At 73.5% G+C, this 24,762-nt stretch carries 20 protein-coding genes; 8 read left to right on the top strand and 12 right to left on the bottom strand.

The window, feature by feature from the left end:
• Positions 1-69: 69 nt before the first annotated feature.
• The 7 genes from K7396_RS13825 to deoC all read right to left on the bottom strand — a co-directional run bounded on the left by K7396_RS13825 (position 70) and on the right by deoC (position 6,578).
• Complete coding sequence (locus tag K7396_RS13825) at positions 70-768, bottom strand: hypothetical protein (protein WP_086720611.1); 699 nt, start codon at positions 766-768, stop codon at positions 70-72.
• A gap of 26 nt (positions 769-794) precedes the next feature.
• The gene (locus K7396_RS13820) at positions 795-1,565 is read right to left on the bottom strand and encodes a hypothetical protein (RefSeq protein ID WP_086720612.1); all 771 of its coding nucleotides are present in this window, start codon (positions 1,563-1,565) and stop codon (positions 795-797) included.
• 31 nt (positions 1,566-1,596) lie between these two features.
• The gene (locus tag K7396_RS13815; RefSeq protein WP_086720613.1) at positions 1,597-2,778 is read right to left on the bottom strand and encodes a WXG100 family type VII secretion target; all 1,182 of its coding nucleotides are present in this window, start codon (positions 2,776-2,778) and stop codon (positions 1,597-1,599) included.
• Entirely contained in the window at positions 2,775-3,104 is a 330-nt protein-coding gene (locus tag K7396_RS13810) for a hypothetical protein (RefSeq protein ID WP_086720614.1), read from the bottom strand. Before K7396_RS13810 ends, K7396_RS13815 begins: the two co-directional genes overlap by 4 nt.
• Positions 3,105-3,246: 142 nt before the next feature.
• Complete coding sequence (locus K7396_RS13805) at positions 3,247-4,116, bottom strand: aldehyde dehydrogenase family protein (RefSeq protein ID WP_086720615.1); 870 nt, start codon at positions 4,114-4,116, stop codon at positions 3,247-3,249.
• Complete coding sequence (locus tag K7396_RS13800; RefSeq protein WP_086720616.1) at positions 4,109-5,539, bottom strand: aldehyde dehydrogenase family protein; 1,431 nt, start codon at positions 5,537-5,539, stop codon at positions 4,109-4,111. Before K7396_RS13800 ends, K7396_RS13805 begins: the two co-directional genes overlap by 8 nt.
• A gap of 7 nt (positions 5,540-5,546) precedes the next feature.
• Positions 5,547-6,578 carry a deoxyribose-phosphate aldolase gene (gene deoC / locus K7396_RS13795; protein ID WP_174886946.1) on the bottom strand — a complete coding sequence of 344 codons (1,032 nt, stop codon included), beginning with the start codon at positions 6,576-6,578 and terminating at the stop codon, positions 5,547-5,549.
• Positions 6,579-6,789: 211 nt separating this feature from the next.
• On the opposite strand from deoC, the gene K7396_RS13790 reads away from it, so the two are divergent.
• Positions 6,790-7,425: a PH domain-containing protein gene (locus K7396_RS13790; protein WP_086720618.1), complete on the top strand. Its 636-nt coding sequence runs from the start codon at positions 6,790-6,792 to the stop codon at positions 7,423-7,425.
• Between the two features lie 242 nt (positions 7,426-7,667).
• On the opposite strand, the gene K7396_RS13785 is transcribed toward K7396_RS13790, so the two are convergent.
• From K7396_RS13785 to K7396_RS13775, 3 genes are all read right to left on the bottom strand, one after another.
• Positions 7,668-9,356 carry a phospho-sugar mutase gene (locus K7396_RS13785; protein WP_152104680.1) on the bottom strand — a complete coding sequence of 563 codons (1,689 nt, stop codon included), beginning with the start codon at positions 9,354-9,356 and terminating at the stop codon, positions 7,668-7,670.
• Between the two features lie 366 nt (positions 9,357-9,722).
• On the bottom strand, positions 9,723-10,544 hold the full coding sequence (locus K7396_RS13780; protein WP_152104679.1) for a purine-nucleoside phosphorylase: 822 nt from the start codon (positions 10,542-10,544) through the stop codon (positions 9,723-9,725).
• Positions 10,545-10,701: 157 nt separating this feature from the next.
• Positions 10,702-11,139: a gamma-glutamylcyclotransferase gene (locus K7396_RS13775; RefSeq protein WP_086717848.1), complete on the bottom strand. Its 438-nt coding sequence runs from the start codon at positions 11,137-11,139 to the stop codon at positions 10,702-10,704.
• Positions 11,140-11,268: 129 nt separating this feature from the next.
• Between K7396_RS13775 and K7396_RS13770 the strand changes: the two genes are divergently transcribed.
• Both K7396_RS13770 and K7396_RS13765 read left to right on the top strand, forming a co-directional pair.
• The gene (locus K7396_RS13770) at positions 11,269-12,714 is read left to right on the top strand and encodes an NAD(P)H-quinone dehydrogenase (protein ID WP_086717850.1); all 1,446 of its coding nucleotides are present in this window, start codon (positions 11,269-11,271) and stop codon (positions 12,712-12,714) included.
• Positions 12,715-13,017: 303 nt separating this feature from the next.
• Positions 13,018-14,001 carry a DeoR/GlpR family DNA-binding transcription regulator gene (locus K7396_RS13765; protein WP_086717851.1) on the top strand — a complete coding sequence of 328 codons (984 nt, stop codon included), beginning with the start codon at positions 13,018-13,020 and terminating at the stop codon, positions 13,999-14,001.
• Between the two features lie 82 nt (positions 14,002-14,083).
• Here the strand turns inward: K7396_RS13765 and K7396_RS13760 are convergent, their stop codons facing one another.
• Positions 14,084-14,728 carry a TetR/AcrR family transcriptional regulator gene (locus tag K7396_RS13760; RefSeq protein WP_223659935.1) on the bottom strand — a complete coding sequence of 215 codons (645 nt, stop codon included), beginning with the start codon at positions 14,726-14,728 and terminating at the stop codon, positions 14,084-14,086.
• A 351-nt stretch (positions 14,729-15,079) separates the two neighbouring features.
• Between K7396_RS13760 and K7396_RS13755 the strand changes: the two genes are divergently transcribed.
• Positions 15,080-16,264 carry an alpha/beta hydrolase gene (locus K7396_RS13755; protein ID WP_086717853.1) on the top strand — a complete coding sequence of 395 codons (1,185 nt, stop codon included), beginning with the start codon at positions 15,080-15,082 and terminating at the stop codon, positions 16,262-16,264.
• A gap of 129 nt (positions 16,265-16,393) precedes the next feature.
• Here the strand turns inward: K7396_RS13755 and K7396_RS13750 are convergent, their stop codons facing one another.
• Positions 16,394-18,163 carry an acetyl/propionyl/methylcrotonyl-CoA carboxylase subunit alpha gene (locus K7396_RS13750; protein ID WP_086717855.1) on the bottom strand — a complete coding sequence of 590 codons (1,770 nt, stop codon included), beginning with the start codon at positions 18,161-18,163 and terminating at the stop codon, positions 16,394-16,396.
• A 526-nt stretch (positions 18,164-18,689) separates the two neighbouring features.
• Between K7396_RS13750 and K7396_RS13745 the strand changes: the two genes are divergently transcribed.
• The 4 genes from K7396_RS13745 (at position 18,690) to K7396_RS13730 (ending at position 24,659) form a co-directional block, all read left to right on the top strand.
• Positions 18,690-19,139 (top strand): hypothetical protein, encoded by a 450-nt coding sequence (locus tag K7396_RS13745; protein WP_086717857.1) that lies wholly within the window; start codon positions 18,690-18,692, stop codon positions 19,137-19,139.
• Between the two features lie 132 nt (positions 19,140-19,271).
• On the top strand, positions 19,272-20,246 hold the full coding sequence (locus K7396_RS13740) for a protein kinase family protein (RefSeq protein WP_223659933.1): 975 nt from the start codon (positions 19,272-19,274) through the stop codon (positions 20,244-20,246).
• A gap of 5 nt (positions 20,247-20,251) precedes the next feature.
• Positions 20,252-22,495, top strand: a complete 2,244-nt coding sequence (locus K7396_RS13735; RefSeq protein WP_152104678.1) for a protein kinase domain-containing protein — start codon at positions 20,252-20,254, stop codon at positions 22,493-22,495.
• 67 nt (positions 22,496-22,562) lie between these two features.
• Entirely contained in the window at positions 22,563-24,659 is a 2,097-nt protein-coding gene (locus K7396_RS13730) for a protein kinase domain-containing protein (protein WP_086720239.1), read from the top strand.
• The last annotated feature ends 103 nt before the right edge of the window (positions 24,660-24,762 follow it).

The raw sequence follows: 24,762 nt of genomic DNA, 5'->3' as shown, positions 1-24,762 counted from the left end.
GCGGCGGGCGCCGGCCCGGCGGCTCCTCAGCCACCGGGCTTGTCGCGCCCGCCGCCCCGCCCTCCGGGCTCAGCGCCCGTGGAAGGCCGTGACCAGCGCCTGCATGTCCTCCTGGAAGGAACAGCACAGCGCCAGCCACGAGCCGTCGACGAAGACCAGGTCGAAGCGGCCGCGGGGGAACGTCATACGCGGCCTGGGCCGCAGCTCCGCGATGTTCGACAGCTGTATCGGCGCCGCGACCTCCAGCTCCGGCTCGCGCTCCCGCCACCCCGTGGCATGGTCCGTCAGCACGAACAGCCGCCGGTCGGTGAGTGCCTGATGCCGGGGCGAGCCGCCCGCGTTGCTGACCTGGACGAGGAACCGGCCGGCCATGCTGGACCAGTCGCCCTCCATGGTCTTGCCGAACAAAGCGCGGTTCGCGGCGTCGTCGAGGGCGTCCTCGATGTTGTCCTGGGCCTCGTTCAGGTTTTCCGCGACATTTCCGGCCGCGCGCGTCATCCGGTTGTCGATCAGCCTGTTGTTGAGCAGGCGGCTGTCCGACGGCCGGCCGGGGGTGACCGCACCCGCGGACGGCTGCGACGCCTTGTCGAGGATGTCGCTCAGCTTCCCCAGGAGACCCTTGGCGCGCGGCGGCCGCTTACGGGGCGCCCGAAGGTGTGCGGGCACGGGCGGGAGATCCGGGTACTCGTGGTAGTCCCGGGCCTCCCGTAGTACTTCGCCAGGGTGGAGGAACTGGCGGCAGGGCGTCGCATGGTCCGTCTTCGGCACGCGGTCAGCTTCCCTGGAACACGTGATCAGACGCCTTGGTGGAAGGCGGCGACAACGCCCTCCATGTTCTCGCGGTGCAGACTGCCCAGGGCGATCCACGAACCGTCGGTGAAGGTGACGTCGAACCGTCCCTTGGTGACGGCCTTCGAATGCGCGGTGACCCGGGCGATGTTCGTACGGGGCACCGCCACCCCGAGATCACACTTCGGGGTGCCGTCCAGCCAGCTCTTGTTGCGGTTCACGAGCACGATCAGCCGGCGGTCGGTCAGCGCCTGAAACCTGGGCTCGTCGCCCGCGTTCGTCAGATCGACCAGGAAACGCCCGGCCATGCTCGACCAGCCGCCCTCCATGACCTTGCCGTACATCATGTGCTCGATGGCGTCGGACGCGGCGTCCTCGATCGTGTCCTGAATTTCGAACACCGCCTCGCTGAGGTCGCGGTCCGGCCGCCTCCCGCCGTTGCTGCCGAAGTCTCCGGCGGCATACGTGGCGACGGATTCCCCCTCTTTGCCGACGGGCCGCGGCGCGCTGTTGCCGGCGGACCCGCTGACGGCCCGCGTCACGGGGTTGTTCGCCAGTCGGTTGCTGATCGCCGGGCCCAGCGGCTTCGTCACCTTGCCCAGAGCGTTCCCCAGCGCGCCCCGTACCCGCTGTTCGAGAGGGGACGGGGGGCGCGGGGTGCGCAGCCCGGCAGGGACGAAGGGCAGCGCCGAATTGTGGCAGTAGTCCGAGGCGATGATCAGCCTTTCCCCCGGCTGGAGGAAAGGGGGGAAACAGTCGCGGTAAAACGGCTTCATCCGGTGCCGCTCCTCTCGTCTGGTGTGCGGCTCAGCCGAACGGGTTGTCGGGATCGCGGGGCGCGGTCGTCCGGGCCGGCGCCGGCATGGTGGTCACTCCGGGATTCTCCTCGACGGCCGGTTCTCGGTAGCGGCTGAGCGGGTCCTGGGCGACGGGCTGGTCGGGCAGCGACGCGAACCCCGGGTCCGGGGCGGTGGGCCGTCCGCCGCCCAGTGGGGAGACCGGCTCCTGGACGTCGCGCGAGGGGGCGAAGTCCGGCGCGGGCGGCAGATGCACCTCGCTGTGCGCGGGCCGGGGCGAGCCGAAGTCGGGCAGCGGCGAGCTGTTGTCGCCGGACGAGGAGGACTTGTCGCCGGTCAGGAACTCATCGACCTTCTCGGCCGCGTGATCGACGGCGACTCCCGCCGCGGCGCCCAGTGGGGTGCCGCTGAAACCGAGACCGCCCATCCCGATGGCGGCGCCCGCCTTCAGCGGGCTCTTGATGGCCTTGAGCGCCTTCTTGGCGCCCTGTCCCATCAGGAACGCCTCCCTCTGCGCCGGGTCGCTCATGTGCTTCCAGGTCCAGGGCTTCATCTTCTTGACCTTGGAGAGCTTCGTCAGATTCTTCGCCCGCTTGAGCAACTTCAGAATGTTGGAGAGGGACTTGAGGTTGCTGCCGAGCTTGTACACCACTTCGGCGATACGGCTCGTGGCGACGCTGGCCTCGGTCGCGGCCATCGCGGCCTCGCCGGCCCATGAGAGACCCGCGGTCACGACGGTCAGGGCCAACGCCGCGGCCAGTGTGATCAGGGCCCATTCGATGAGCTCCTGGATGATGGCCTCGACCATCTCCTGGGCGAACTGGGCCTGCTCGGCAGCCCCCTCCAGGACCTCGGCCGTCTTGTCCATGTCATCGGCTTCCGCCTCCATGGCGGTTTCCAGCTCGGCCAGGTAGTTCTGGAGGGCCTCGGCGGCCTCGCCGGTCCACTCGTGCGCGAGATCCGAACGGTCGCGGCGCTGGTCGGCCACGACGTCCCGGAGGTCGGCGGCCTTGTCGCGCCACAGCTTGGCCGCTTCCTTGAGCGTCTCGGGGTCGCCGGTCACGAACTCCAGCTGGTCTGCGAGCGGTTCGACGAGCGGACGCATGATCTCGTCCACGAGACCGCTCATCCCGCTCATCCAGTCGTTGACCTTGTTGTAGGCGTCGACCGCCGTCGATGCGGGCCCGCTCATCGGTTGCCACCCCCGTGGTGCACGCTGTTCAACGCCTGGACGGTCTCGTCATCGCTGTCCTGGTAGGACTGCGCGGTGGTCGTGACGCCCTCGCTGATCTTCTCCTGCAAGGTGGCGATGTCCTCGAGGGTTTCCAGGGTGTCCTCCTGGCGCTCCTCGTAGTCCTTGCTGATCTCCTCCGATTCCGGAAGCTTGCCGAAAGCCTCGCGGTGCACGGAGTGGGAGGCGAGGCTGCTGCGGATCGACCGCACCTTCTCGGCCCGCTGATCGGCACTCCTGGCGAACTTGTGCAGCGCTTCCTGGGCAGCGCTGAATTGCTCCGGCACGAAATCTCCCCCGTTTAACGTCGATGGCGTGCTGTGAGGTCAATCGTAGTTAAAGGATCGGACAGCCGTGCGGGGCCCCGCCGTTCGGCGAGGCCCCGCTGGGGCATTGGTGACGGCCTGTCATAAGGCCGCCAGAGCAGGGCTAAACGCCCATCGGGTGCCACACCGTCTTCGTCTCCAGGAAACTCAGCAGGCGGCCGGTTCCGGGGTCGGCCGTCCAGTTCGGCGCGGCCGGGCGGAGGACCCGCTTGAGGTTGTCGGCCGCGGCCGTCTCCAGCTCCTTGGCCAGCTCCTCGTCGGCGCCCGCGAGGTCGAGGGCGTTGACGTCCTGGTGGGCGGCGAGCGGGGCGCCCAGCTCCGCGGTGCGGCCCGAGAGGATGTTGACCACGCCGCCCGGGAGGTCGGACGTGGCGAGCGCCTCGGCCAGCGAGAGGGCGGGCAGCGGGGCGTTCTCGGCGGCCGCCACGACCACCGTGTTGCCGGTGACGATCGCCGGGGCGATCACCGAGACCAGGCCGAGGAACGACGAGTCCTGGGGGGCCAGGACCGCCACCACACCGGTCGGCTCGGGAGACGACAGGTTGAAGTACGGGCCGGCCACCGGGTTGGCGCCGCCGGCGATCTGGGCGACCTTGTCGGACCAGCCCGCGTACCAGACCCAGCGGTCGATCGCCGCGTCCACCTGCGCCGCGGCCTTCGCCTTGGACAGGCCCTCGGCGGCGGCCACCTCGGCGGTGAACTGCTCGCGACGGCCCTCCAGCATCTCGGCAATGCGGTAGAGGATCTGCCCGCGGTTGTAGGCCGTGGCGCCCGACCAGCCGCCGAACGCCTTGCGGGCGGCGACCACCGCGTCCCTGGCGTCCTTGCGGGAGGCCAGCGGCGCGTTGGCGAGCCATGTGCCCTTGGAGTCGGTCACCTCGTACACCCGCCCGCTCTCGGACCGGGGGAACTTGCCCCCGACGTACAGCTTGTAGGTCTTGAAGACGGCGAGTCGGCCAGTCGTCTCAGACATTGAGGTACGCCTCCAGACCGTGCCGGCCGCCCTCGCGGCCGTAGCCCGACTCCTTGTAGCCGCCGAAGGGCGAGGCCGGGTCGAACTTGTTGAACGTGTTGGACCAGATGACGCCCGCGCGCAGCTTGTTCGCCATCCACAGCATCCGCGAACCCTTCTCCGTCCAGATGCCGGCGGAGAGGCCGTAGGGGGTGTTGTTGGCCTTCTCCACGGCCTCCGCGGGGGTGCGGAAGGTCAGCACGGACAGCACCGGGCCGAAGATCTCCTCCCGGGCGATGCGGTGCGCCTGGGTGACGCCGGTGAACAGCGTCGGGGCGAACCAGTAGCCGGAGGAGGGGAGTTCGCAGGACGGCGACCAGCGCTCGGCGCCCTCGGCCTCGCCCGCGTCGGCCAGCGCGGTGATCCGGGCCAGCTGCTCGGCGGAGTTGATGGCGCCGATGTCGGTGTTCTTGTCGAGCGGGTCGCCCACGCGCAGGGTCCGCATCCGGCGCTTGAGGGCGTCCAGCAGCTCGTCGGCCACCGACTCCTGGACCAGCAGGCGCGAGCCCGCGCAGCAGACCTGGCCCTGGTTGAAGAAGATGCCGTTGACGATGCCCTCGACGGCCTGGTCCAGCGGGGCGTCGTCGAAGACGATGTTCGCCGCCTTGCCGCCCAGCTCCAGGGTGACCTTCTTGTCGGTGCCCGCGACCGTACGGGCGATGGCCTTGCCGACCTCGGTGGAGCCGGTGAAGGCGACCTTGTCGATGCCCGGGTGCCCGACCAGCGAGGCGCCCGTGGAGCCGTCGCCGGTGAGGATGTTGACGACGCCCTTGGGCAGGCCCGCCTGGCGGCAGATGTCCGCGAAGAACAGGGCGGACAGCGGGGTCGTCTCGGCGGGCTTGAGGACGACCGTGTTGCCGGTCGCCAGCGCCGGGGCGATCTTCCACGCCAGCATCAGCAGGGGGAAGTTCCAGGGGATGACCTGGCCCGCGACGCCCAGGGGGCGCGGGTTCGGGCCGTAGCCGGCGTGGTCGAGCTTGTCGGCCCAGCCCGCGTAGTAGAAGAAGTGCGCGGCGACCAGCGGCAGGTCGGCGTCCCGGGACTCGCGGATCGGCTTGCCGTTGTCCAGCGACTCCAGCACGGCCAGCTCGCGCGAGCGCTCCTGGATGATCCGGGCGATGCGGAAGAGGTACTTGGCGCGCTCGGCGCCGGGCAGCGCGGACCACTTCTCGAACGCCTTGCGGGCGGCCCGCACGGCGCGGTCGACGTCGTCGGCGCTCGCCTGGGCGACCTCGGAGAGGACCTCCTCGGTCGACGGGGAGACGGTCTTGAAGACCTTGCCGTCGGCGGCCGGGGCGAACTCGCCGTCGATGAACAGGCCGTAGGACGGCGCGATGTCGACGACCGCGCGGGACTCGGGTGCGGGTGCGTAATCGAAGGTCATGGGAGCCTCAGTCCACCGTGACGTAGTCGGGGCCGGAGTAGCGGCCGGTGCTGAGCTTCTGGCGCTGCATCAGCAGGTCGTTCAGGAGGCTGGAGGCGCCGAAGCGGAACCAGTCGGCGGTCAGCCAGGGCTCGCCGAGGGTCTCGTTGACCATGACCAGGTACTTGATCGCGTCCTTGGTCGTCCGGATGCCGCCGGCCGGCTTCACGCCGACCTGCACGCCGGTCGCGGCGTGGAAGTCGCGGACCGCCTCCAGCATCAGGAGGGTGACCGGCGGGGTGGCGTTGACGGCGACCTTGCCGGTCGAGGTCTTGATGAAGTCGGCGCCGGCGAGCATCGCCAGCCAGGAGACCCGGCGGACGTTGTCGTACGTCTGGAGCTCACCGGTCTCGAAGATGACCTTGAGGTGCGCGGCGCTCCCTCCCCCAGTCTCCGACTGGGAGGTGCCCCCAGGGCGGGCGCACGCCTCCTTGACGGCCTTGATCTCCTCGAAGACGTCCATGTAGCGGCCGGAGAGGAAGGCGCCCCGGTCGATCACCATGTCGATCTCGTCGGCGCCGGCCGCGACCGCGTCCCGGGTGTCGGCGAGCTTGACCGGCAGCGCGGCGCGGCCGGCCGGGAAGGCCGTGGCGACGGACGCTACGTGAACGTCGGGGCTGCCGGCGAGGGCGAGCGCCTCCTTGGCCGTCGCGACCATGTCCGGGTAGACGCAGATCGCCGCGACCTTGGGGCTGGTGCGGTCGGTGGGGTCGGGGTGGACGCCCTTCGCGCACAGCGCCCGGACCTTGCCCGGGGTGTCCGCGCCTTCGAGGGTCGTCAGGTCGATCATCGAGATGGCGAGATCGATGGCGTACGCCTTCGCCGTCGTCTTGATCGAGCGGGTGCCGAGGGTGGCGGCGCGGGCCTCGAGGCCGACCGCGTCGACGCCCGGGAGGCCGTGGAGGAAGCGGCGCAGCGCACCGTCGTCGGCGGTCACGTCCGCCATTGACGCCAGACGCCCCGCGGCTTCCTTGCCGTATGCGGGAACAGTGATGGGCATGGTCACGAGGGGAGCATATCTACGCGCGTAGCGCCATGTCATCCCCTTCGGCCGTCCTAATCCGGCCGGTACGCGGCCGCCGGCGGGACGTCGTGCCCGGTCCCGGGTCCCGGACGCGGCCGTCCCCGGGCCGCGGGCGGCCTCCGGCCCGCGGGCGAATGATGCCGTAACGCAATGTCCGGCATCCGGACGGTCAGGCAGAATCGGCGGCATGACGACCCAGGACCGGTCCACCCCGCCCCAGCAGCAGTACGCGGACCGCAGCTACCGCTCGCCGGCGGCCCTCGCCGGCGGCGTGCTGCTCCTCGCGCTCGGCGGCTGGCTCGGCGGCGACGCGCTGTTGCAGGGCGTCGCGCACACCAAGCTCATGGCGGTGTTCGCGCTGCTCCTCGGCGTGCCGCTGGTGATCGCCTACACGCTGCGGCCGCTGGTGCGGGCGGGCGCGGACCGGCTGACGGTGCGCAACCCGTTCCGCACGGTCACGCTGCCGTGGGGCGCGGTCGAGACGCTGCGCGCGGCGTTCTCCACCGAGGTGGTCAGCAGCGACGGCACGACCTACCAGCTGTGGGCGATCCCGGTCTCGCTGCGGCAGCGCAAGAAGGCCAGCAGGCAGGCGCGCCGCGGGGCCGGCTCCGGGCCGCGGTTCGGGCCGCACGCCGGTGCCGGTGAGGACGATTCGGTGCAGCGGGCCGTCGCCGACCAGGCCCTCGTCGAGCTCCGCGAGGTCAAGGAGCGCGCCGCGGACCGCGAGGGCGCCCAGGGCGAGCCGGTGGTCCGCTGGTCGTACGAGACCCTCGCCCCGATGGTGGTGGGCGCGGTCGGGCTGATCGTGATGGCGGTGCTGTAGCGCGGGCGGTACGCCCCGGGGGCGGTGCTGTCCGGCCGGTTCCTACGGGCCGGTGCCTACGAGCCGACGCCAAGGGGCAGACGCCGACGCGCTGATGCCTACGAGCCGACGCCAACAGGCGCACGCCGCCCGCCCGGTGCCGATGGCCCGAAGCCGACGGGCGGGCGCCGACGAGCCGGCCTCACCGCCCGGCCCGTCGGCACGGAGCGCCGTCGGCGCCCCGTCGCCGCATGCCCCTCGGCTCAGATCCCGGCCGCCGCCGCCAGGTCCCGCTTGACGGACGCCAGGGCCGCGGCGGCCTTCGTCCGGGCCTCGGGCAGGGCCTCGCGGGAGGCCACCGGGACCACGACCTCCAGGTAGCACTTGAGCTTCGGCTCGGTGCCGCTGGGGCGGACCACCACGCGGGCGGCCTCGATGCCGGCCTCGGCCGAGCCGGACAGGTAGTAGCGCAGGCCGTCGGTCGGCGGCAGCGTCTCCGTGCCCCGGTCCAGGTCGTCGGCGCGGGTCACGGTCAGGCCCGCCAGCGTGGCCGGCGGCTGCGCGCGCAGGGTGCGCATGGCATCGGCGATCAGGGACAGGTCCTCGACGCGGACCGAGAGCTGGTCGGTGGCGTGCAGGCCGTGCGCCAGGGCGAGGTCGTCGAGCAGGTCGGCGAGGGTGCGGCCGGACTGCTTGAGTTCCGCGGCCAGTTCGGTGATCAGCAGGGCGGCGGTGATGCCGTCCTTGTCGCGCACGCCCTGGGGGTCGACGCAGTAGCCGAGCGCCTCCTCGAAGGCGTACCGCAGGCCGTCCACCCGGGCCAGCCACTTGAAGCCGGTCAGCGTCTCCTCGTACGGCAGCGACGAGGCGGCCGCGATACGGGACAGCAGCTGGGACGAGACGATGGTCGTCGCGAAGGTGCCGGACGCGCGCTTGGCCACCAGGTGGGCGGCGAGCAGCGCGCCGACCTCGTCGCCGCGCAGCATCCGCCAGCCGTCCGGGGTGCCGGGGGCGGGGACGGCGACGGCGCAGCGGTCCGCGTCCGGGTCGTTGGCGATCACGATGTCGGTGCCGGCGGTGTTCCGGGCGGTGGCGAACGCGAGGTCCATCGCGCCCGGCTCCTCCGGGTTGGGGAAGGCGACCGTCGGGAAGTCCGGGTCCGGCTCGGCCTGCTCGGCGACGACGGCCGGGGCCGGGAACCCGGCCCGTGCGAAGGCGGCGACGAGGGTGTCCCGGCCGACGCCGTGCATCGGCGTGTAGACGACCCGGGTGTCCCGGGGGGAGCCCGGCGTCAGCACCGCGTCGGTACGCGCCAGGTAGGCGTCCAGGACGGCCTCGTCGAGGGTCTCCCAGCCGGCCTCGGGGCGGGGGACGCCCGCCAGCGGGCCGACCGCGGCGATCCGGTCGGCGATCTCGCCGTCCGCGGGCGGCACGATCTGCGAGCCGTCGCCCAGGTAGACCTTGTAGCCGTTGTCGCGCGGCGGGTTGTGGCTGGCGGTGACCTCGACGCCGGCCACCGCGCCCAGGTGCCTTATCGCGAAGGCCAGGACCGGGGTGGGCAGCGGGCGCGGCAGCACCGCGGCGCGCAGCCCGGCGCCGACCATCACGGCCGCCGTGTCGCGGGCGAAGTCGGCGCTCTTGTGGCGGGCGTCGTAGCCGATGACGACCAGCCCCGCGCCGTCGCCCCGTGCCTTGAGGTACGCGGCGAGACCGGCCGCCGCCCGGATGACCACCGCGCGGTTCATCCGCATCGGGCCCGCGCCCAGCTCCCCGCGGAGCCCGGCGGTGCCGAACTGGAGGGTGCCGGCGAACCGGGCGGCCAGCTCGGCCGCGATCTCCTCGTCGCCGGCGGCCTCGATGAGCTTGGACAGCTCTTCCCTGGTCTCCGGGTCGGGGTCCTCGGCCAGCCATGCCTGGGCCCGGTTGATCAGCTCCGCGGGATCGGTAGCCACGTGATGCTCCTGACGGTGGATGCGGGTGGGGGCGCGCCGGGGGCGGCGGCCGGGGGAGACCCCTCCCGGCTCGTCACGCATACCCCGTGCGCGCGGGAGAGGAGCCGCAGAACCGGCCAATGCCACCGGACGGCAGCGGGCGGGGACGGCGGCGCCGCGCGGCGGGCCGGGCCGGTCGGCGGCCCGGCCGGTGCGGTGGGACGGCGGCGGGGCGGCCCGGCGGGTGGTGTGCGTCCGCCGCGGCCGTCGCCCGTCGTCGTCCCGGGGCCGGTGCCGTGGGGCCTGTCTTCACCGCCCCGTCCGCCCGTGGGCCGGGGGACGCGACGGTGGAGACAGGCCCCAGCGGCACCGGAGTGCCTCGGCGCTTCAGAGCTTGCCGAGCACCTGGGCGAGCAGGCTGCCCATCCGGGTCGCGGAGTCGCGGCCGGCCTGCAGCACCTCTTCGTGGTTGAGCGGCTCGCCCGTCATGCCGGCGGCGAGGTTCGTCACCAGCGACAGGCCGAGCACCTCGGCGCCGGCCTCGCGGGCCGCGATGGCCTCCAGGACCGTGGACATCCCGACCAGGTCGGCGCCCAGCGTCCGGATCATCTTGATCTCGGCCGGGGTCTCGTAGTGCGGGCCGGGGAACTGGGCGTAGACGCCCTCCTCCAGGCTCGGGTCGACCTCCTTGCACAGCGCGCGCAGCCGCGGCGAGTACAGGTCCGTCAGGTCGACGAAGTTCGCGCCGACGATCGGGGAGGTGGCGGTCAGGTTGAGGTGGTCGCTGATGAGGACCGGCTGGCCGGGGCGCATGCCCTCGCGCAGGCCGCCGCACCCGTTGGTGAGCACGACGGTCTTGCAGCCGGCCGCCACGGCGGTGCGGACGCCGTGCGCGACCGCGGCGACCCCGCGGCCCTCGTAGTAGTGCGTACGGCCCAGGAAGACCAGGGCCCGCTTCTCGCCGACCCGGTACGAGCGGATCGTGCCGCCGTGTCCTGCGACGGCCGGCGGCGGGAAGCCGGGGAGCTCGGTGACGGGGAATTCGTGCTCGGGCGCGCCCAGGGCCTCGGCGGCCGGGGCCCAGCCGGAGCCCATGACCAGGGCCACGTCGTGGGTCTCGGCGCCGGTCAGCTCGCGCAGACGGGCGGCGGCGTCGGCGGCGGCACCCTGCGGGTCGCGCGCGATGTCCGGGGTAACAGATGCGTTCACGCGGACGAGGGTAGCCGGTATTCCCCTACGCGCGTAGATGTCGCCGCTCACGGTCCTGGGATCGTCGTCTTGTGGGTTTTGCCGAACATGTCGTCCCGGGCGCGTCGCGACACCCGTACGGCGGTGCGCGCGGCGCGGGGCCCGCCGCGGCCGGCCGTCAGCAGGGCCGCTTGCGCAGCTCCATCACATAGTCGTGCGGGGCGCCCGCCGACTCCGCCGCGTCCGCGATCTCGCCCAGATAGCGGGCGGACGGCAGACCGCCCTCGTAGCCGTTGAGGACGTAGAGCCACGCGGCCTCGTCGCCGTCGAGGGTGTGCACCCGCACCCGCATCCGGCGGTAGATGTCCATGCCGACGCCCTCCCAGCGGTCCATGGACTCCTCGTCCATGGGCGCGATGTCGTAGAGGGCGACGAAGACCTGCGAGGCGGGGGCCTCGACGATCGTCGCCAGCGCGCCTTCCCAGCCCATCTGCTCGCCGCCGAAGGTCAGCCGCCAGCCGTTGAGCCAGCCCGTGCCGCGCAGCGGCGAGTGCGGTGCGCGGCGGGACATCAGCCGCGCGTCGAGGTTGCCGGCGTACGCGGCGTAGAGCGACATGGTTCCGAGGGTACGGGAGGAAGCCCGCCGGGCTCGTGGTGACGGAGGTTCGTGCAAGAGGCCAGGCCGGGCGCGCCCCGGGCGCCCGCGACGCCCCCGGGGGAGAGCGACGTACGGGCGTGCGGGACAATGGAGTACGTGACTCGGATCGTGATCATCGGTGGCGGACCCGGCGGATACGAAGCGGCCCTGGTGGCCGCCTCCCTCGGCGCGGAGGTGACCGTCGTCGACTGCGACGGTCTGGGCGGGGCGTCGGTGCTGACCGACTGCGTGCCGTCGAAGACTCTCATCGCCACGGCCGAGGTGATGACCACCTTCGATTCGTCGTACGAAGAGCTCGGCATCATCGTCGAGGACGACACCCCTTACAAGGACCGGCCCGCCCGGGTCGTCGGCGTCGACCTCGGCAAGGTCAACCGGCGTGTCAAGCGCCTCGCGCTCGCCCAGTCGCACGACATCACCGCGTCCGTGACCCGCGCCGGCGGCCGGGTCATGCGCGGCCGCGGCCGGCTGGAGCCGGGCCAGGCGCCGGACGGCTCCCGCAAGGTGACGGTCACCGCCGCCGACGGCACGACCGAGGGCCTGATCGCGGACGCGGTGCTGATCGCCACCGGCGCGCACCCCCGCGAGATCCCCGACGCGCTCCCCGACGGCGAGCGGATCCTGAACTGGACGCAGGTCTACGACCTCGACGAGCTGCCCGAAGAGCTGATCGTGGTCGGCTCCGGTGTCACCGGCGCCGAGTTCGCCGGCGCCTACCAGGCGCTCGGCTCCCGCGTCACCCTCGTCTCCTCCCGTGACCGCGTGCTGCCGGGCGAGGACCCGGACGCGGCCGCCGTCCTGGAGGACGTCTTCCGCCGCCGCGGCATGAACGTCATGTCGCGCTCCCGCGCCCAGTCCGCCAAACGGGTCGGCGACCGCGTCGAGGTCACCCTCGCCGACGGCCGGACGATCTCCGGCACGCACTGCCTGATGGCGGTCGGCTCCATCCCCAACACCGAGGGCATCGGCCTGGAAGCGGCCGGCGTCAAGCTCAAGGAGTCCGGCCACGTCTGGACCGACAAGGTCTCCCGCACCACCGCCCCCGGCGTGTACGCGGCCGGCGACTGCACCGGCATCTTCGCGCTGGCGTCGGTCGCCGCGATGCAGGGCCGGATCGCGATGTACCACTTCCTCGGCGACGCGGTCACGCCGCTGAACCTCAAGACGGTCTCCGCGAACGTCTTCACCGACCCGGAGATCGCCACCGTCGGCTACTCCCAGGCCGACGTCGACAGCGGCCGGATCGACGCCCGGGTCGTCAAGCTCCCGCTGCTGCGCAACCCGCGCGCCAAGATGCAGGGCATCCGCGACGGCTTCGTGAAGCTGTTCTGCCGTCCCGGCACCGGCATCGTCGTCGGCGGTGTGGTCGTCTCCCCGCGCGCCAGTGAGCTGATCCACCCGATCTCGATCGCGGTCGACAACAACCTGACGGTCGAGCAGATCGCCAACACCTTCACGGTCTACCCGTCGCTGTCCGGTTCGCTCGCCGAGGTCGCCCGCCAGCTGCACGTCCGCAAGACTGCCGGAGAGTAACCGGCGATCAGGCGATAAACGGACCGACCGCGGTCGGGCGATGGGAAACTTTGTGCCAGCGGTGAGCACTGGGGATGAAACGTCCCTGCGCCGGCCGGGGTCCCGTCCGCCCGGCCGGAGCGCCGCCGTACGGGCCGCGCACGGCGGCTGACCAGGTGGCAAGCGGGTCGCGCCGCCCGGCAGTTCGACATCCGTACGTCATATGCACACCGCATACCACGTCACGCTCCGCTGTGCGCACAACTTCCGTTAATTGGTGCAACCTGCTGAAAACAGACGGTCGTTGGCGTTACTGTCAGTTTCGTGTTCGCTGCAGAACGTCGCCAATTGATCCTTGAAATGGTGCGCGCCAATGGAGCCGTATCGCTCCGGGAGCTCGCCCGCGTCGTCCAGACCTCCGAAGTAACCGTACGGCGGGACGTGCGGGCGCTGGAGGCAGAGGGGCTGCTCGACCGCCGTCACGGCGGTGCGGTCCTGCCGGGAGGCTTTACTCGCGAATCCGGATTCCCACAGAAGTCCCATCTAGCGACCGCGGAGAAGACGGCCATCGCCGATCTCGCGGCCGGCTTCGTCGAAGAGGGCGAGGCCATCGTGGTCGGCGCCGGAACCACCACCCAGGAGCTGGCCCGCCGGCTCGCCCGGGTGCCCGGACTGACCGTCGTCACCAACTCCCTGCTGGTCGCCCAGGCGTTGGCCCATGCCAACCGCGTCGAGGTCGTGATGACCGGCGGCACCCTGCGCGGCTCCAACTACGCGCTGGTCGGCAGCGGTGCCGAACAGTCCCTCCAGGGCCTGCGGGTCTCCCGTGCCTTCCTGTCGGGCAGTGGCCTGACCGCGGAGCGCGGGCTGTCCACCTCCAACATGCTCTCCGCCAGCGTCGACCGGGCGCTGGTGCAGGCGGCGGGGGAGGTGGTGGTGCTCGCCGACCACACCAAGCTCGGTTCCGACACGATGTTCCAGACCGTGCCGACGGATGTGATCACGCGGCTCGTCACGGACGAGCCGCCGGGCCACGACGACCGCGCCGCCACCGAGCTGCAGGCCCTGGCCGACCAGGGCGTGCAGATCGCCGTCGCCGGCGGCTCGGGCGCGGGCCGCGGCCCGGGGCAGCCCGGGATGGACGGCGCCGGGGAGCGCAGAGGCCCCCGGCGGGACGTCCCGCTGCCGGGTCAGCGGCGCAGCCATGCGCCGGGCGGCGGGGCCGGCGGGCCACAGCTCCGCTCGGCCACCCCGCTGTCCGAGGCCGCGGGCGGCCGGGTCGCCGACCTCGCCCCCCGACGGCGCTGACCCCAGGAGCCGGAGGCGCGCCACCCGGGGCGCGCCGCGCCGGCCACCGGCGAGCAGCCGTACGGAGCCCTCGGGGCGCGTCCTAGCGGTTGCGCTCCCCGCCCTTGAGCCCGCTCAGGGTGAGGGTCAGCAGCCGGTCGGCGAGCCGTGGGTCGTCCGGGGACTCCTCGGCGGCCAGGGCGATGCCGTTGGTCAGCTGCATCAGATCGCCGATACTCACATCGGTGCGTACGGCGCCGGCCTGCTGGGCGCGGGCCAGCAGCGCGCCGCCGGCCTCCCGCATCGGCACGCTGCACCGCGCCATCCCCGAGCTCTCGTCCGCCGACGCCGTCATCAGCGCGCGCGACAGCCCGCGGTAGGTGCTGGCGTGGGTGATGATCGCGCGCAGCCATTCGACGAGCGCGGCGCACGGCTGCGGCGCGTCCGCGAGCTGCTTGGCGTGCGCCAGCAGAGCGTCCACCTCCCCCTGGAAGACCGCGCCCATCAGGGCGGTCCGGTTGGGGAAGTGCCGGTAGAGGGTGCCGATGCCGACGCCCGCGCGGCGCGCGATGTCCTCCAGTGAGGTGTCCGTGCCGTGCTCGGTGAAGGCCGTACGGGCCTCGGTCAGCAGCCGCTCGTAATTGCGGCGCGCATCGGCCCGCATGGGCCGGGCGTCCGGTGTCCGCGCCGGTGCGGTCGCCACCGGCCCCTGCGTCGACTGCCGCTGCCCTGCCGTGTCGGTCGCCATCGCCGTCCTCCCTCGACCGGGCCGGTCGCGGCCCGGTGGCTCCAGGATGCCATTGCGGCCTCGGGGGGTGTGCCGGTGCCGGGTGCGCGCGGGGGGGCGATACGGCTCCCCGGGCGCCCGCCGGCCGCCCCGCCGTCCGCCGGGTGACCGTCCGGCGGACCGGGCGTGAAGCCCCGGCATACCCCGGTGGTCGTGCGGTCGAACTCCTCGGTCGGTCGGCAACGCCGTGCCGTGCGAAGGCATCAAACCAGGCGCAATGAGGTCTTCCGGGGTGTTCCGGGGGGCCTGGGAATGCGCCGTGACGGGCCGCCGGGGGAGCGGTGCGCGGTGCGGAACATCTGGGGAAGACTCATGGGACTGACCAGCCGCTCGCTGCTCTACGCCGTGGCCGCGGTCGCCGTGGTCTGTGTGGGGCTCACGCTCCGGCTGTGGCCGCGGTTCGCCGGGCGCGGGCCGCGGGCGCTGCTGGGGCGGCTCGGGGCGATCGCCGCGACCCAGCTGACCATCGTGGCGGCCCTCGGGCTCGCGGTGAACGCCAACTTCCAGTTCTACGCCTCCTGGCACGAGCTGCTCGGCCTGTACGACGACGCCCCGGCTGCCGTCGGCAAGTGGGGCGACGCCGGGACTGCCGGGCCCGCCGGGGACCCGTCGAAGGGCTTGGTGCAGCCCTCGGGGGCGGACGGGCTGGACAAGGTGCACGGGCTGCCGAAGGGGGCCCCGTCGCTGGCGGGCAAGGTCGAGTCCGTACGGATCGTCGGCAAGCGGACCCGGGCGGTGGACCCGGCGTACGTCTATCTGCCGCCGCAGTACTTCCAGCCGCAGTACGCCCGCCAGCGGTTCCCCGTCGTCGTGGCGCTCAGCGGCTATCCGGGCGGCACCTTCCTGCTGGCCCAGCACCTGCGGCTGCCGCAGACCGCCGCCGGGCTGATCCGGGCGGGCCGGATGCAGCCGACGGTCATCGTGATGCTGCGGCCCACCATCGCGCCGCCGCGCGACACCCAGTGCGTCGACGTGCCGGGCGGCCCGCAGGCCGAGACCTTCTTCGCCCGGGATGTGCCCGACGCCCTCCGGTCCCGCTACCGCGTCGGCCACGACCCCGGCGGCTGGGGCGTCCTGGGCTACTCCTCGGGCGGCAGCTGCGCCCTCCAGCTCGCCATGCGGCACGACCGTACGTACACCGCGGCGGCCGCCCTCTCGCCCGACTACAAGGCCAGCAACGACCCCACGACCGGGGACCTGTTCGGCGACGGCCGCGACCGGGTCCGCCGCCGCCAGGAACACGATCTGATGTGGCGTCTGCGGCATCTGCCCGCGCCGCGGGTGAACGTGCTGGTGGGCACGAGCCGGACCGGCGAGAAGAACTACCCGGCGGCCCGGGACTTCCTCGCGGCCGTCCGGCCGCCGATGACGGCGGACTCGATCGTCCTCGCCCACGGCAGCCACAACTTCGCCACCTGGCGGCGGGAGCTGCCCGCCGCGCTCCAGTGGATCAGCCGGTCGCTGAGCTTCCCGGAGGACGTGGTGGGCAACTCCTAGAGGACGTGATGGGCAACCCCCAGGGGCGTCCCGGCCGGGCCCGGGGGGTGTTCCGGCCGGGCGGAGACGCGTGAGGGGCTCCCGGCCGGTGCCGGGAGCCCCTCACGCTGCGGGCGGATCGCCGTCGCGTCAGTCCTTGATCTCGCAGATCACGGCGCCGGACGTGAGGGCGGCGCCGACCTCGGCGGTCAGGCCCTTGATGGTGCCGGAGCGGTGCGCGTTGAGCGGCTGCTCCATCTTCATCGCCTCCAGGACGACGACCAGCTCGCCCTCGGTGACCTGCTGGCCCTCCTCGACGGCCACCTTGACGATGGTGCCCTGCATCGGGGAGGCGAGCGCGTCGCCGGAGGCGGCGGAGCCGGACTTCTTGGCGGCCTTGCGCTTGGGCTTGGCGCCACCGGCGACCGCGGCGCGGGCCAGCGGCATGCCCAGCGACGACGGCAGCGAGACCTCCAGCCGCTTGCCGCCGACCTCGACGACCACCGTCTCGCGGGTGTCGGCCTCGGCCTCGTCCGCGCCCGGCGCCACGAACGGCGGGATCTCGTTGACGAACTCGGTCTCGATCCAGCGGGTGTGGACCGTGAAGGGGTCGGCCGAACCGGTGAGTTCGGGGGCGAACGCCGGGTCCACGACGACCGTGCGGTGGAAGGGGATGGCGGTGGCCATGCCCTCGACCGTGAACTCCGCCAGCGCCCGCGCGGCACGCTGCAGCGCCTGCTCACGGGTGGCGCCGGTGACGACCAGCTTGGCCAGCAGCGAGTCCCAGGCCGGGCCGATGACGCTGCCGGACTCCACACCCGCGTCCAGCCGGACACCGGGACCGGCCGGCCCCTCGAACTTGGTGACGGTGCCGGGGGCCGGGAGGAAGTTGCGGCCCGGGTCCTCGCCGTTGATACGGAACTCGAACGAGTGACCGCGCACCGCCGGGTCGTCGTAGCCGAGCTTCTCGCCGTCGGCGATCCGGAACATCTCGCGGACCAGGTCCAGGCCGGTGACCTCCTCGGTGACCGGGTGCTCGACCTGCAGACGGGTGTTGACCTCCAGGAAGGAGATCGTGCCGTCCTGGCCGACGAGGAACTCGCAGGTGCCCGCGCCCTCGTAGCCGGCCTCCTTGAGGATGGCCTTGGAGGCGCGGTACAGCTCGGCGTTCTGCTCCTTCGTCAGGAACGGGGCCGGGGCCTCCTCCACCAGCTTCTGGTGGCGGCGCTGCAGCGAGCAGTCACGGGTCGAGACCACGACCACGTTGCCGTGCTTGTCGGCCAGGCACTGGGTCTCGACGTGCCGGGGGCGGTCCAGGTAACGCTCGACGAAGCACTCGCCGCGGCCGAACGCGGCCACCGCCTCGCGCACCGCGGAGTCGTACAGCTCGGGGACCTCTTCGAGGGTGCGGGCGACCTTCAGCCCGCGGCCGCCGCCACCGAAGGCGGCCTTGATCGCGATCGGCAGGCCGTGCTCCTCGGCGAAGGCCACGACCTCCTCCGCACCGGAGACCGGGTCGGGCGTGCCGGCGACCAGCGGCGCACCGGCGCGCTGGGCGATGTGCCGGGCCGCGACCTTGTCGCCGAGGTCGCGGATGGCCTGCGGGGGCGGCCCGATCCAGGTCAGCCCCGCGTCCAGGACGGCCTGCGCGAACTCGGCGTTCTCCGACAGGAAGCCGTACCCCGGGTGGACGGCGTCCGCGCCCGAATCGGCGGCGGCAGCCAGGACCTTGGCGATGTCCAGGTAACTGGTGGCAGGAGTGTCACCGCCCAAGGCGTACGCCTCGTCCGCCGCGCGTACGTGCAGTGCGTCCCGGTCGGGGTCGGCGTAGACGGCTACGCTTCCGATCCCCGCGTCCCGGCATGCACGGGCAACGCGAACAGCGATTTCGCCACGGTTGGCGATGAGCACCTTGCGCACGATGGGTCCTTCCTTGGCGCTTCGCCGTAACAAATGGATGCGGCGATTTTAGGGACTGGCGACACCGCGTGCCGACCCGTTCCCTGGGGTGAGCTTGCCCACACGGAGTGTGCTCGGGGCGCCAGTGAGGAACCTAAGTCCCCTGGTATCCCAGGGTAGGCCCGGATTCCTGGGCTCCGACTAGAGTCCCGGTGTGGCTTAGGTCTCGCCGTCGTGACGTCCAGCGGATCGTCAATTCTTTGTGGAGTCCCTACGAATGGGCGAAGGAATCTTTGCGGGCGGCTCGCTGCGTCGGCGTGCCGCCGGCCACCCGCCCGCCGCCGTCCGCCCCCGCCCGCGCACAACCCTTGCCCAGCTTTTACCTTCCGCACAGCTCTTCCCGAGCAGGGGGGACATCCATGTAGCGTGCCCGATGTCCTGTACCCCGCGGTAACAGGGGTATCGGCGGCACCGGGCGTCCGCGGGACGCGCCGGGCCCGGCGAACGGCGGAAGTGGGTGGACGGCGTGAGAGTGGCGCGACGGCCGGTGGCCTTGGCCGCGGCGGTGGTACTGGTCCTGGAGGCGTTCGGGATCGTGCTGCTCAACTGGATTCTGAGCATCGTCGTGGACAGGCAGCAGATGTCCCTGGCCGGGCTGCAGCCCCGCGCGATGTCCGCCGGTTCCTGGATCGGCGGCATCGTCTTCGGCCTCTACCTGCTGTTCTGCGCCGCCGTGCTGCTCCGCAGCGCGATACGCGACCGCGCCCCCGCCGGCTTCACCCGGATCGCCCTCATCAGCTGCGCGGTGGTGCACGGCGTCCTGGGCGCCTTCGCCGTCGGCCTGGTCGGCTGGGTCGCCTTCCTCGCGATGACGGTCGTCCTGGGGCTGCTGGTGCTGACCCTGGTGGCGTACGGAGAGGGCCTTACGGGGGAAGCGCACGGAAACGCCGAAAACCGCCCGAACGGCGCACCGCCGGTGGCCCCCACCTCCGCCTGACCCCCTCGTCGCCCCCGCCCCGGCCGGCCCCGAACTCCCCGCGGCCCGGGGCGGATCGACTCCCCCCGGGGCCGCGCGACACGCCCGGGTAGGCTCGTCGCGCCAGGGCACAGATCACGGGGGATGGTGCGCATGCCTGCATCGGTTGCGGGTGCCGGGGGCCGGGCGCGGGGCGCCACGGGCCCGTACGCGGTGTTGCGGGAGCTGGATGACGAAGCGTCCGGCATACCCGTACCGGAACGGCGGTTCATCGGGCGGAGCGCGGACGGCGACCGGACGGTCCTGATCGGCGTGCCGTTGCCCGGCGTCGACCCCGGGCGGTTCCTGGCCGAGGCGGAGACCTCGCGCTATCTGCTCGGGCCCTGGTCCGCCCCCGCGGCCGAGGTCGCCGCGCCCGGCGACGCCCCCTGGCACGCCCGCCCGTACGTGCCCGTGCTCCCGCTGCCCGCCGCGCTCACCGTGCACGGCGGGCCGCTGCCCGAGCGCACCGTACGGGCCCTGGGCGCGGCCCTCGTCGAGACCCTGGTCATCGGGCACGGGCAGGGACTGGCCCACGCCGGGGTGTCGCCCGCCGCGGTGCTGCTGGCGGCCGACGGGCCCCGGCTGACGTGCTTCGGGGCGGTACGCGCCGCGGCCGAGGACGGCACCGCGCGCTCCGGGCTGCCGGGCCTGGAGTCGGGCAGCCTGCCGCCGGAACAGGCGGCCGGCGGGCGGCCGCAGCCGGCGGGCGACGTCCACGCGCTCGGCGCGGTCCTCGCCTACGCCGCGACCGGCCACACCGTGCCGGAGCGCGAGGAACTCCCGGCCGCCCTGCGGGCCGTCGTCACGGCCTGCCTGTCCCGTGACCCGGCGGCCCGTCCGCGCCCGGCCGAACTGCTCGACGCGCTGTGCCCGGCCGCCGGGCCGCCCCCGCCGGACACCGGTGCCGGGGCGGCCGGACCGCCGCGCCCCGTCACGCTGCCCGACGCCGCCGGGACCCCGGCAGGCCGCGCCGCCGCCCTGCTCGGCTCCGGCTGGCTGCCCGGCCGGATCATCGCGGCCCTCGCCCGCCAGTCGGCCGAGCTGCTCGCCGCCGGCCTTCCGGCTTCCCCCGCCCCACAGGACTGACCGCCATGCCCTTCCCCCTCACCCATGACGACCCGGCCGGCCTGGGCACGTACCGCCTCCTCGCCCGGCTGGGCAGCGGCGGTATGGGCACCGTCTACCTGGCCCGCTCCCCGGGCGGCCGGACCCTGGCGCTGAAGACGATGCACGCCCGGATCGCCACCACCACCGAGTTCCGCACCCGCTTCCGGCTGGAGGCGGACGCCGCCCGGGTCATCGGCGGCCGGTACGGCGCCCAGGTCGTCGACGCCGACCCGCTCGCCGAAACCCCCTGGATGGCCACCGAGTACGTCCTCGGCCCGCCCCTCGACGACGCGGTGCGGCTGGCCGGACCGCTGCCCGAGCGGGCGGTGCGCGCCCTGGGGGCGGCGCTGTGCGCGGCGCTCGGCCAGCTCCACCGCTCCGACGTCGTGCACCGTGACCTCAAGCCGTCGAACATCATGGTCACCGCGCACGGCCCGAAGGTCATCGACTTCGGTATCGCCCGCGCCCTCGGCGACGCCCGGCTCACGCACACCGGCGCCGCGGTCGGCACCCCGGCGTTCATGTCGCCGGAGCAGGCCACCGGGCAGGAGCACACCCCGGCCGGCGACGTCTTCGCGCTCGCCGGGGTCCTGGTCTTCGCCGCCACCGGCCGCGGCCCGTTCGGCGACGGGCAGCCCGCCGACCTCCTCTACCGCGTGCGCTACGCCGAGCCCGACCTCACCGGCCTGCCGGCCGCCCTCGTCCCGGTCCTCTCCCGCGCGCTGGCCAAGGACCCCGCCGCGCGCCCGGCCACCACCGAGCTGGCGGCCCTGCTCCACGACGGCGGCGGGGAGTTCACCGACCACCTGCCGGACGCGGTGCTCGCCGAGATCGGACGGCGGGCGAGCGAGGTCTGGCAGTTCGTGCCGCAGCGGCTGCCCGCACCGCCCGGCGGACCGGCGACCGGGCCGGAGGCCGAGCCCCCCGCCGCCCGCGGCGCGTCCCGCCGGGGGCTGCTGCTGGCGGGCGCGGGCTCGGTGCTCGGCGTCGGCGGGGCCGGCGCGGGGGTGTGGGCCTGGCTGGGGCGGGACGCGTCGGCGCCGGGGCCCGCCACCGGGCCGGGGTACACCGCGCCGAAGCCGGGGCCGAGCGTCGGCGCGGTGAAGAAGAAAAAGCTGGACTCGGTCTGGCAGAAGCAGTACGGCGGCCCCGACGACGACCAGAACCCCGACGTGCCCCTGCTCGCCGGCGACCAGGTCGTCCTGGTGGCCAACGCCGGGGCGCGCGGGGTGGACGCGGCGTCCGGCGACTCCCGCTGGACGTACTCGCTGTACGCCGACGACTCCTGGCAGATCGCGTCGGACGGCACCCACGTCTACGGGATCACCAGGGACGAGGTCCACGACGCCGCCGGCTACCTGCAGGACGTCTCGTGGTTCCTCGCCCGCCTGGACCTCTCCTCGGGCAAGGCCGGCAGGCACCTCGCCCCGGTGTCGGACGACCGGGACAACGGCCTCATCAGCCGGCTGCTGGCCGTCGCCGACGACACGGCCTACCTGGCGATCTCGCACGGGAAGGTCAAGCGGTACGAACGCCAGCTCCCCTGGTCCGTGGTGGCCACCCGGCTGACCGACGGGAGCCGGAAGTGGACGGACCCGCTGCCGTTCCACTCCGCCAAGAGCGACGACAACCACTTCCTGTCCGCGACGATCGCCGGCCGCCTCCTGGTGCTCCTGCAGCAGAGGAACGACGGCACGGTCCGCATCGTCGCCCGCGACCTCCGCAAGGGCAACGTCGTCTGGGACAAGCCGTGGAAGGGCGCCGACCCGCGCTTCGTACGGGACCCGCTGACGGCCGACGGCCGGCATCTCTACCTGGGCTACGGCCCGTTGCGGGCGCTGCGGCTGAGCGACGGCGGGCAGGCGTGGGACACGACCGCCGCCCGCCCCGGGAAGACGTACGGACCGCCGGTCCTCAAGGACGGTGTGCTGTACGCCGTGGAGAAGGGCAGCGGCCTGGCCGCGTTCGAGGCCGGCGGCGGGAAGCCGCGGTGGACGGAGCGGAGCGCCGAGGGCCGGCGGGCCGACCACGTCGTACGCCCCGTGATCGGCCCGGAGTTCGGCTACACGTACAGCCGCGCCGACGGGGTCCTCCGGGCCGTCGGCCTCACCTCGCGCACCACCGAGCAGCTGTACCGGACCAGCGGCAACAAGTTCACGCCGCACGAGAAGAGCCGGATGATCATCGCGTCCGGTCCCGCCTTCCTCGCCGGCTTCCCCCTCCGCTGAACGCGTCCGGCCCGCCGGGCCGTCGCCGCCGCAGGCCCCGCCCGAACCCGCCCGAAGGACACCGCCCATGAAACCGCTCGGCACCGGCGACCCGCTCCGCCTCGGCCCGTACCGCCTGCTCGGCGTGCTCGGCGAGGGCGGTATGGGCAAGGTCTACGTCGGCCAGGACCCCGCGGGCACCGTCGCCGCGGTCAAGGTCCTGCGGCCCGAACTCACCGGCGAGGAGCACCTCGCCCGCCGCTTCGTCCGCGAGGCGCAGGCGGCGACGGCCGTGACCGGCAAGGGCGTGGCCCGGGTGCTGGGCACGGACACGGAGGGCGGCCGCCCGTGGATCGCCACCGAGTTCCTGGCCGGCCCGACCCTCGACGAGGCCGTCGAGGCGTACGGTCCCTTCGACGAACCCGCCGTACGCGCCCTCGCCGCCTCGCTCGCGCACACCCTCGCGGACATCCACGCCAGCGGCCTGATCCACCGCGACCTCAAGCCCCCGAACATCGTGCTGACCTCGCGCGGCCCGCGCGTCATCGACTTCGGCATCGCCCGCCCCGAGCACGGCCTGACCCTGACCACCACCGGACAGGTCCCGGTCACCCCCGGCTACGGCGCCCCCGAACAGGTCCTGGGCCGCCGGGTCGGGGCGCCCGCCGACGTCTTCTCGCTGGGCGCCGTCCTGGTCCACGCGGCCGCGGGGCGGCGGGCGTTCGACGGCAGCCACATCGCCGCCCTCCAGTACAAGGTCGTGCACGACGAGCCCGACCTGACCGGCGTCCCGGACGCCCTGCGCCCGCTCATCGCCCCCCTCCTGGCCAAAGACCCGGCCGCCCGCCCCGCCCCCGACCGGATCGCCGCCGCCTTCGCACCGCCGCGCGGCGCCGAACGGGCCTGGCGGCGCGGCCCGGTGAGCCAGGCCATCAAGGAGCGGGAGAGCGGCCTCCACGAACTCACCACCACGCTCACCGCGGACCCGGCCGCCGGGCAGGTCTCCCGCCGCCGGCTGCTCACCGGCCTGGCCGCGGGCGGGGTGGTGCTCGCGGCGGGCGGCGGGGCGGCGGCCGCCTGGTGGCCGCGGTCGCCGGGGGAGCCCGGGAAGAAGGTCGACCTCTTCGCCTTCCCGCCCGCCGCCAGGACGCCGAAGGCGCATGTGCTCGACGCCGACAACGGCGACTACATCAGCGGCGGCACGGTGAAACCGCTGTGGGGGCCGGTCGACGTCCTCGCCGACGACACGCCCGCGCCGCTGCCCGTACGGGACGTCCTCGTCTTCGGCGCCCGCGACGGCGGGATCGCCGCGCACAACGTGGTGGACGGCAAGCGCCGTTGGACCGCCCGCGGCGTGCGCGCGAGCGGCCGCTACCTCTCGCTTTCCGACCGGCTGATCGCCGCCGTCGACAGCCAGGGCACGGTCCGTACCTTCGTCGCCTCGACGGGCGAGCCCCGGTGGACCGCCGACGCCGGGGCGAGCGCCCTGCTGGCCGCCGACGACGAGGCGGTCTACGTCCTGACCGAGGACCACCGGCTCCGCGCCGTCGGCCGCTCCGATGCCACGGTCCGCTGGACGGCGACGATCGACGCCCGCTACCGCGCCAAGGTCGAGCCGCCGGCCGTCGCCGCCCACGGCCGCCTGGTCCTGGCCACGAGCGACGGCAATGTGTTCGCCGTCGACACGGCCGACGGCCACCAGGTGTGGGACCTGCCGGACCAGTGGGACGGGCTGGTCCGCCCCGCGGTCCACGGCACCACCGTCTACCTCAACGGCACCACGCTCACCGCCCGTCGGCTCCGCGACGGCGGGAAGCTGTGGTCGCTCGACAAGCGGGACCCCTGGGGCAAGCACGAGGACTGGGGCCCGGCGACGGTCTTCGACGACGACACCGTCTGCGCCGCGCACGACGAGTGGCCCAGCATCAGGAAGACCAGCGACGGCGGCGAGATCCAGGGCGGGAACGGCACGACGGTCCGCGGCCTGCCGGTGTTCATCCACGGGCGTGCCCTGTGGTCCGTCGAGGGCGAGCCCTGGTACAAGGTGTTCGCCGCGGACCTGTCGACCGGCGTCCCCGTCCTGACGTACCAGCTCCCCGCGGCCGACCGCTCCTGGCTGGTGGCGGACGGCAACCGGGTGTTCGTCCTCCACGGCACGTCGCTCTACGCGCTGCCGGTGCCCTGAGGACCGGTCATGCCGCGGCCGGTGACCCGGAGCCGGCGTGCCGGGGACACAGGCCGGGGGCCGCGGTCCGCCGCCGGGCGACCGGCCCGCCGCCGGACCGCGG

This window comes from Streptomyces angustmyceticus (assembly GCF_019933235.1).
In the GTDB taxonomy this organism is placed as follows: Bacteria; Actinomycetota; Actinomycetes; order Streptomycetales; family Streptomycetaceae; genus Streptomyces; species Streptomyces angustmyceticus.
The sequence above is the reverse complement of the archived record's forward strand: the minus strand, read 5'-3'. Positions and strand labels throughout refer to the sequence as shown.

Coding starts and splice junctions, on each gene's coding strand:
- K7396_RS13770 (WP_086717850.1), top strand. CDS start 11,269: ATGGAGTACGTGACTCGGATCGTGATCATCGGTGGCGGACCCGGCGGA.
- K7396_RS13805 (WP_086720615.1), bottom strand. CDS start 4,116: ATGTCTGAGACGACTGGCCGACTCGCCGTCTTCAAGACCTACAAGCTG.
- K7396_RS13775 (WP_086717848.1), bottom strand. CDS start 11,139: ATGTCGCTCTACGCCGCGTACGCCGGCAACCTCGACGCGCGGCTGATG.
- K7396_RS13740 (WP_223659933.1), top strand. CDS start 19,272: ATGCCTGCATCGGTTGCGGGTGCCGGGGGCCGGGCGCGGGGCGCCACG.
- K7396_RS13800 (WP_086720616.1), bottom strand. CDS start 5,539: ATGACCTTCGATTACGCACCCGCACCCGAGTCCCGCGCGGTCGTCGAC.
- K7396_RS13730 (WP_086720239.1), top strand. CDS start 22,563: ATGAAACCGCTCGGCACCGGCGACCCGCTCCGCCTCGGCCCGTACCGC.
- deoC (WP_174886946.1), bottom strand. CDS start 6,578: ATGCCCATCACTGTTCCCGCATACGGCAAGGAAGCCGCGGGGCGTCTG.
- K7396_RS13815 (WP_086720613.1), bottom strand. CDS start 2,778: ATGAGCGGGCCCGCATCGACGGCGGTCGACGCCTACAACAAGGTCAAC.
- K7396_RS13820 (WP_086720612.1), bottom strand. CDS start 1,565: ATGAAGCCGTTTTACCGCGACTGTTTCCCCCCTTTCCTCCAGCCGGGG.
- K7396_RS13735 (WP_152104678.1), top strand. CDS start 20,252: ATGCCCTTCCCCCTCACCCATGACGACCCGGCCGGCCTGGGCACGTAC.
- K7396_RS13760 (WP_223659935.1), bottom strand. CDS start 14,728: ATGGCGACCGACACGGCAGGGCAGCGGCAGTCGACGCAGGGGCCGGTG.
- K7396_RS13790 (WP_086720618.1), top strand. CDS start 6,790: ATGACGACCCAGGACCGGTCCACCCCGCCCCAGCAGCAGTACGCGGAC.
- K7396_RS13755 (WP_086717853.1), top strand. CDS start 15,080: ATGGGACTGACCAGCCGCTCGCTGCTCTACGCCGTGGCCGCGGTCGCC.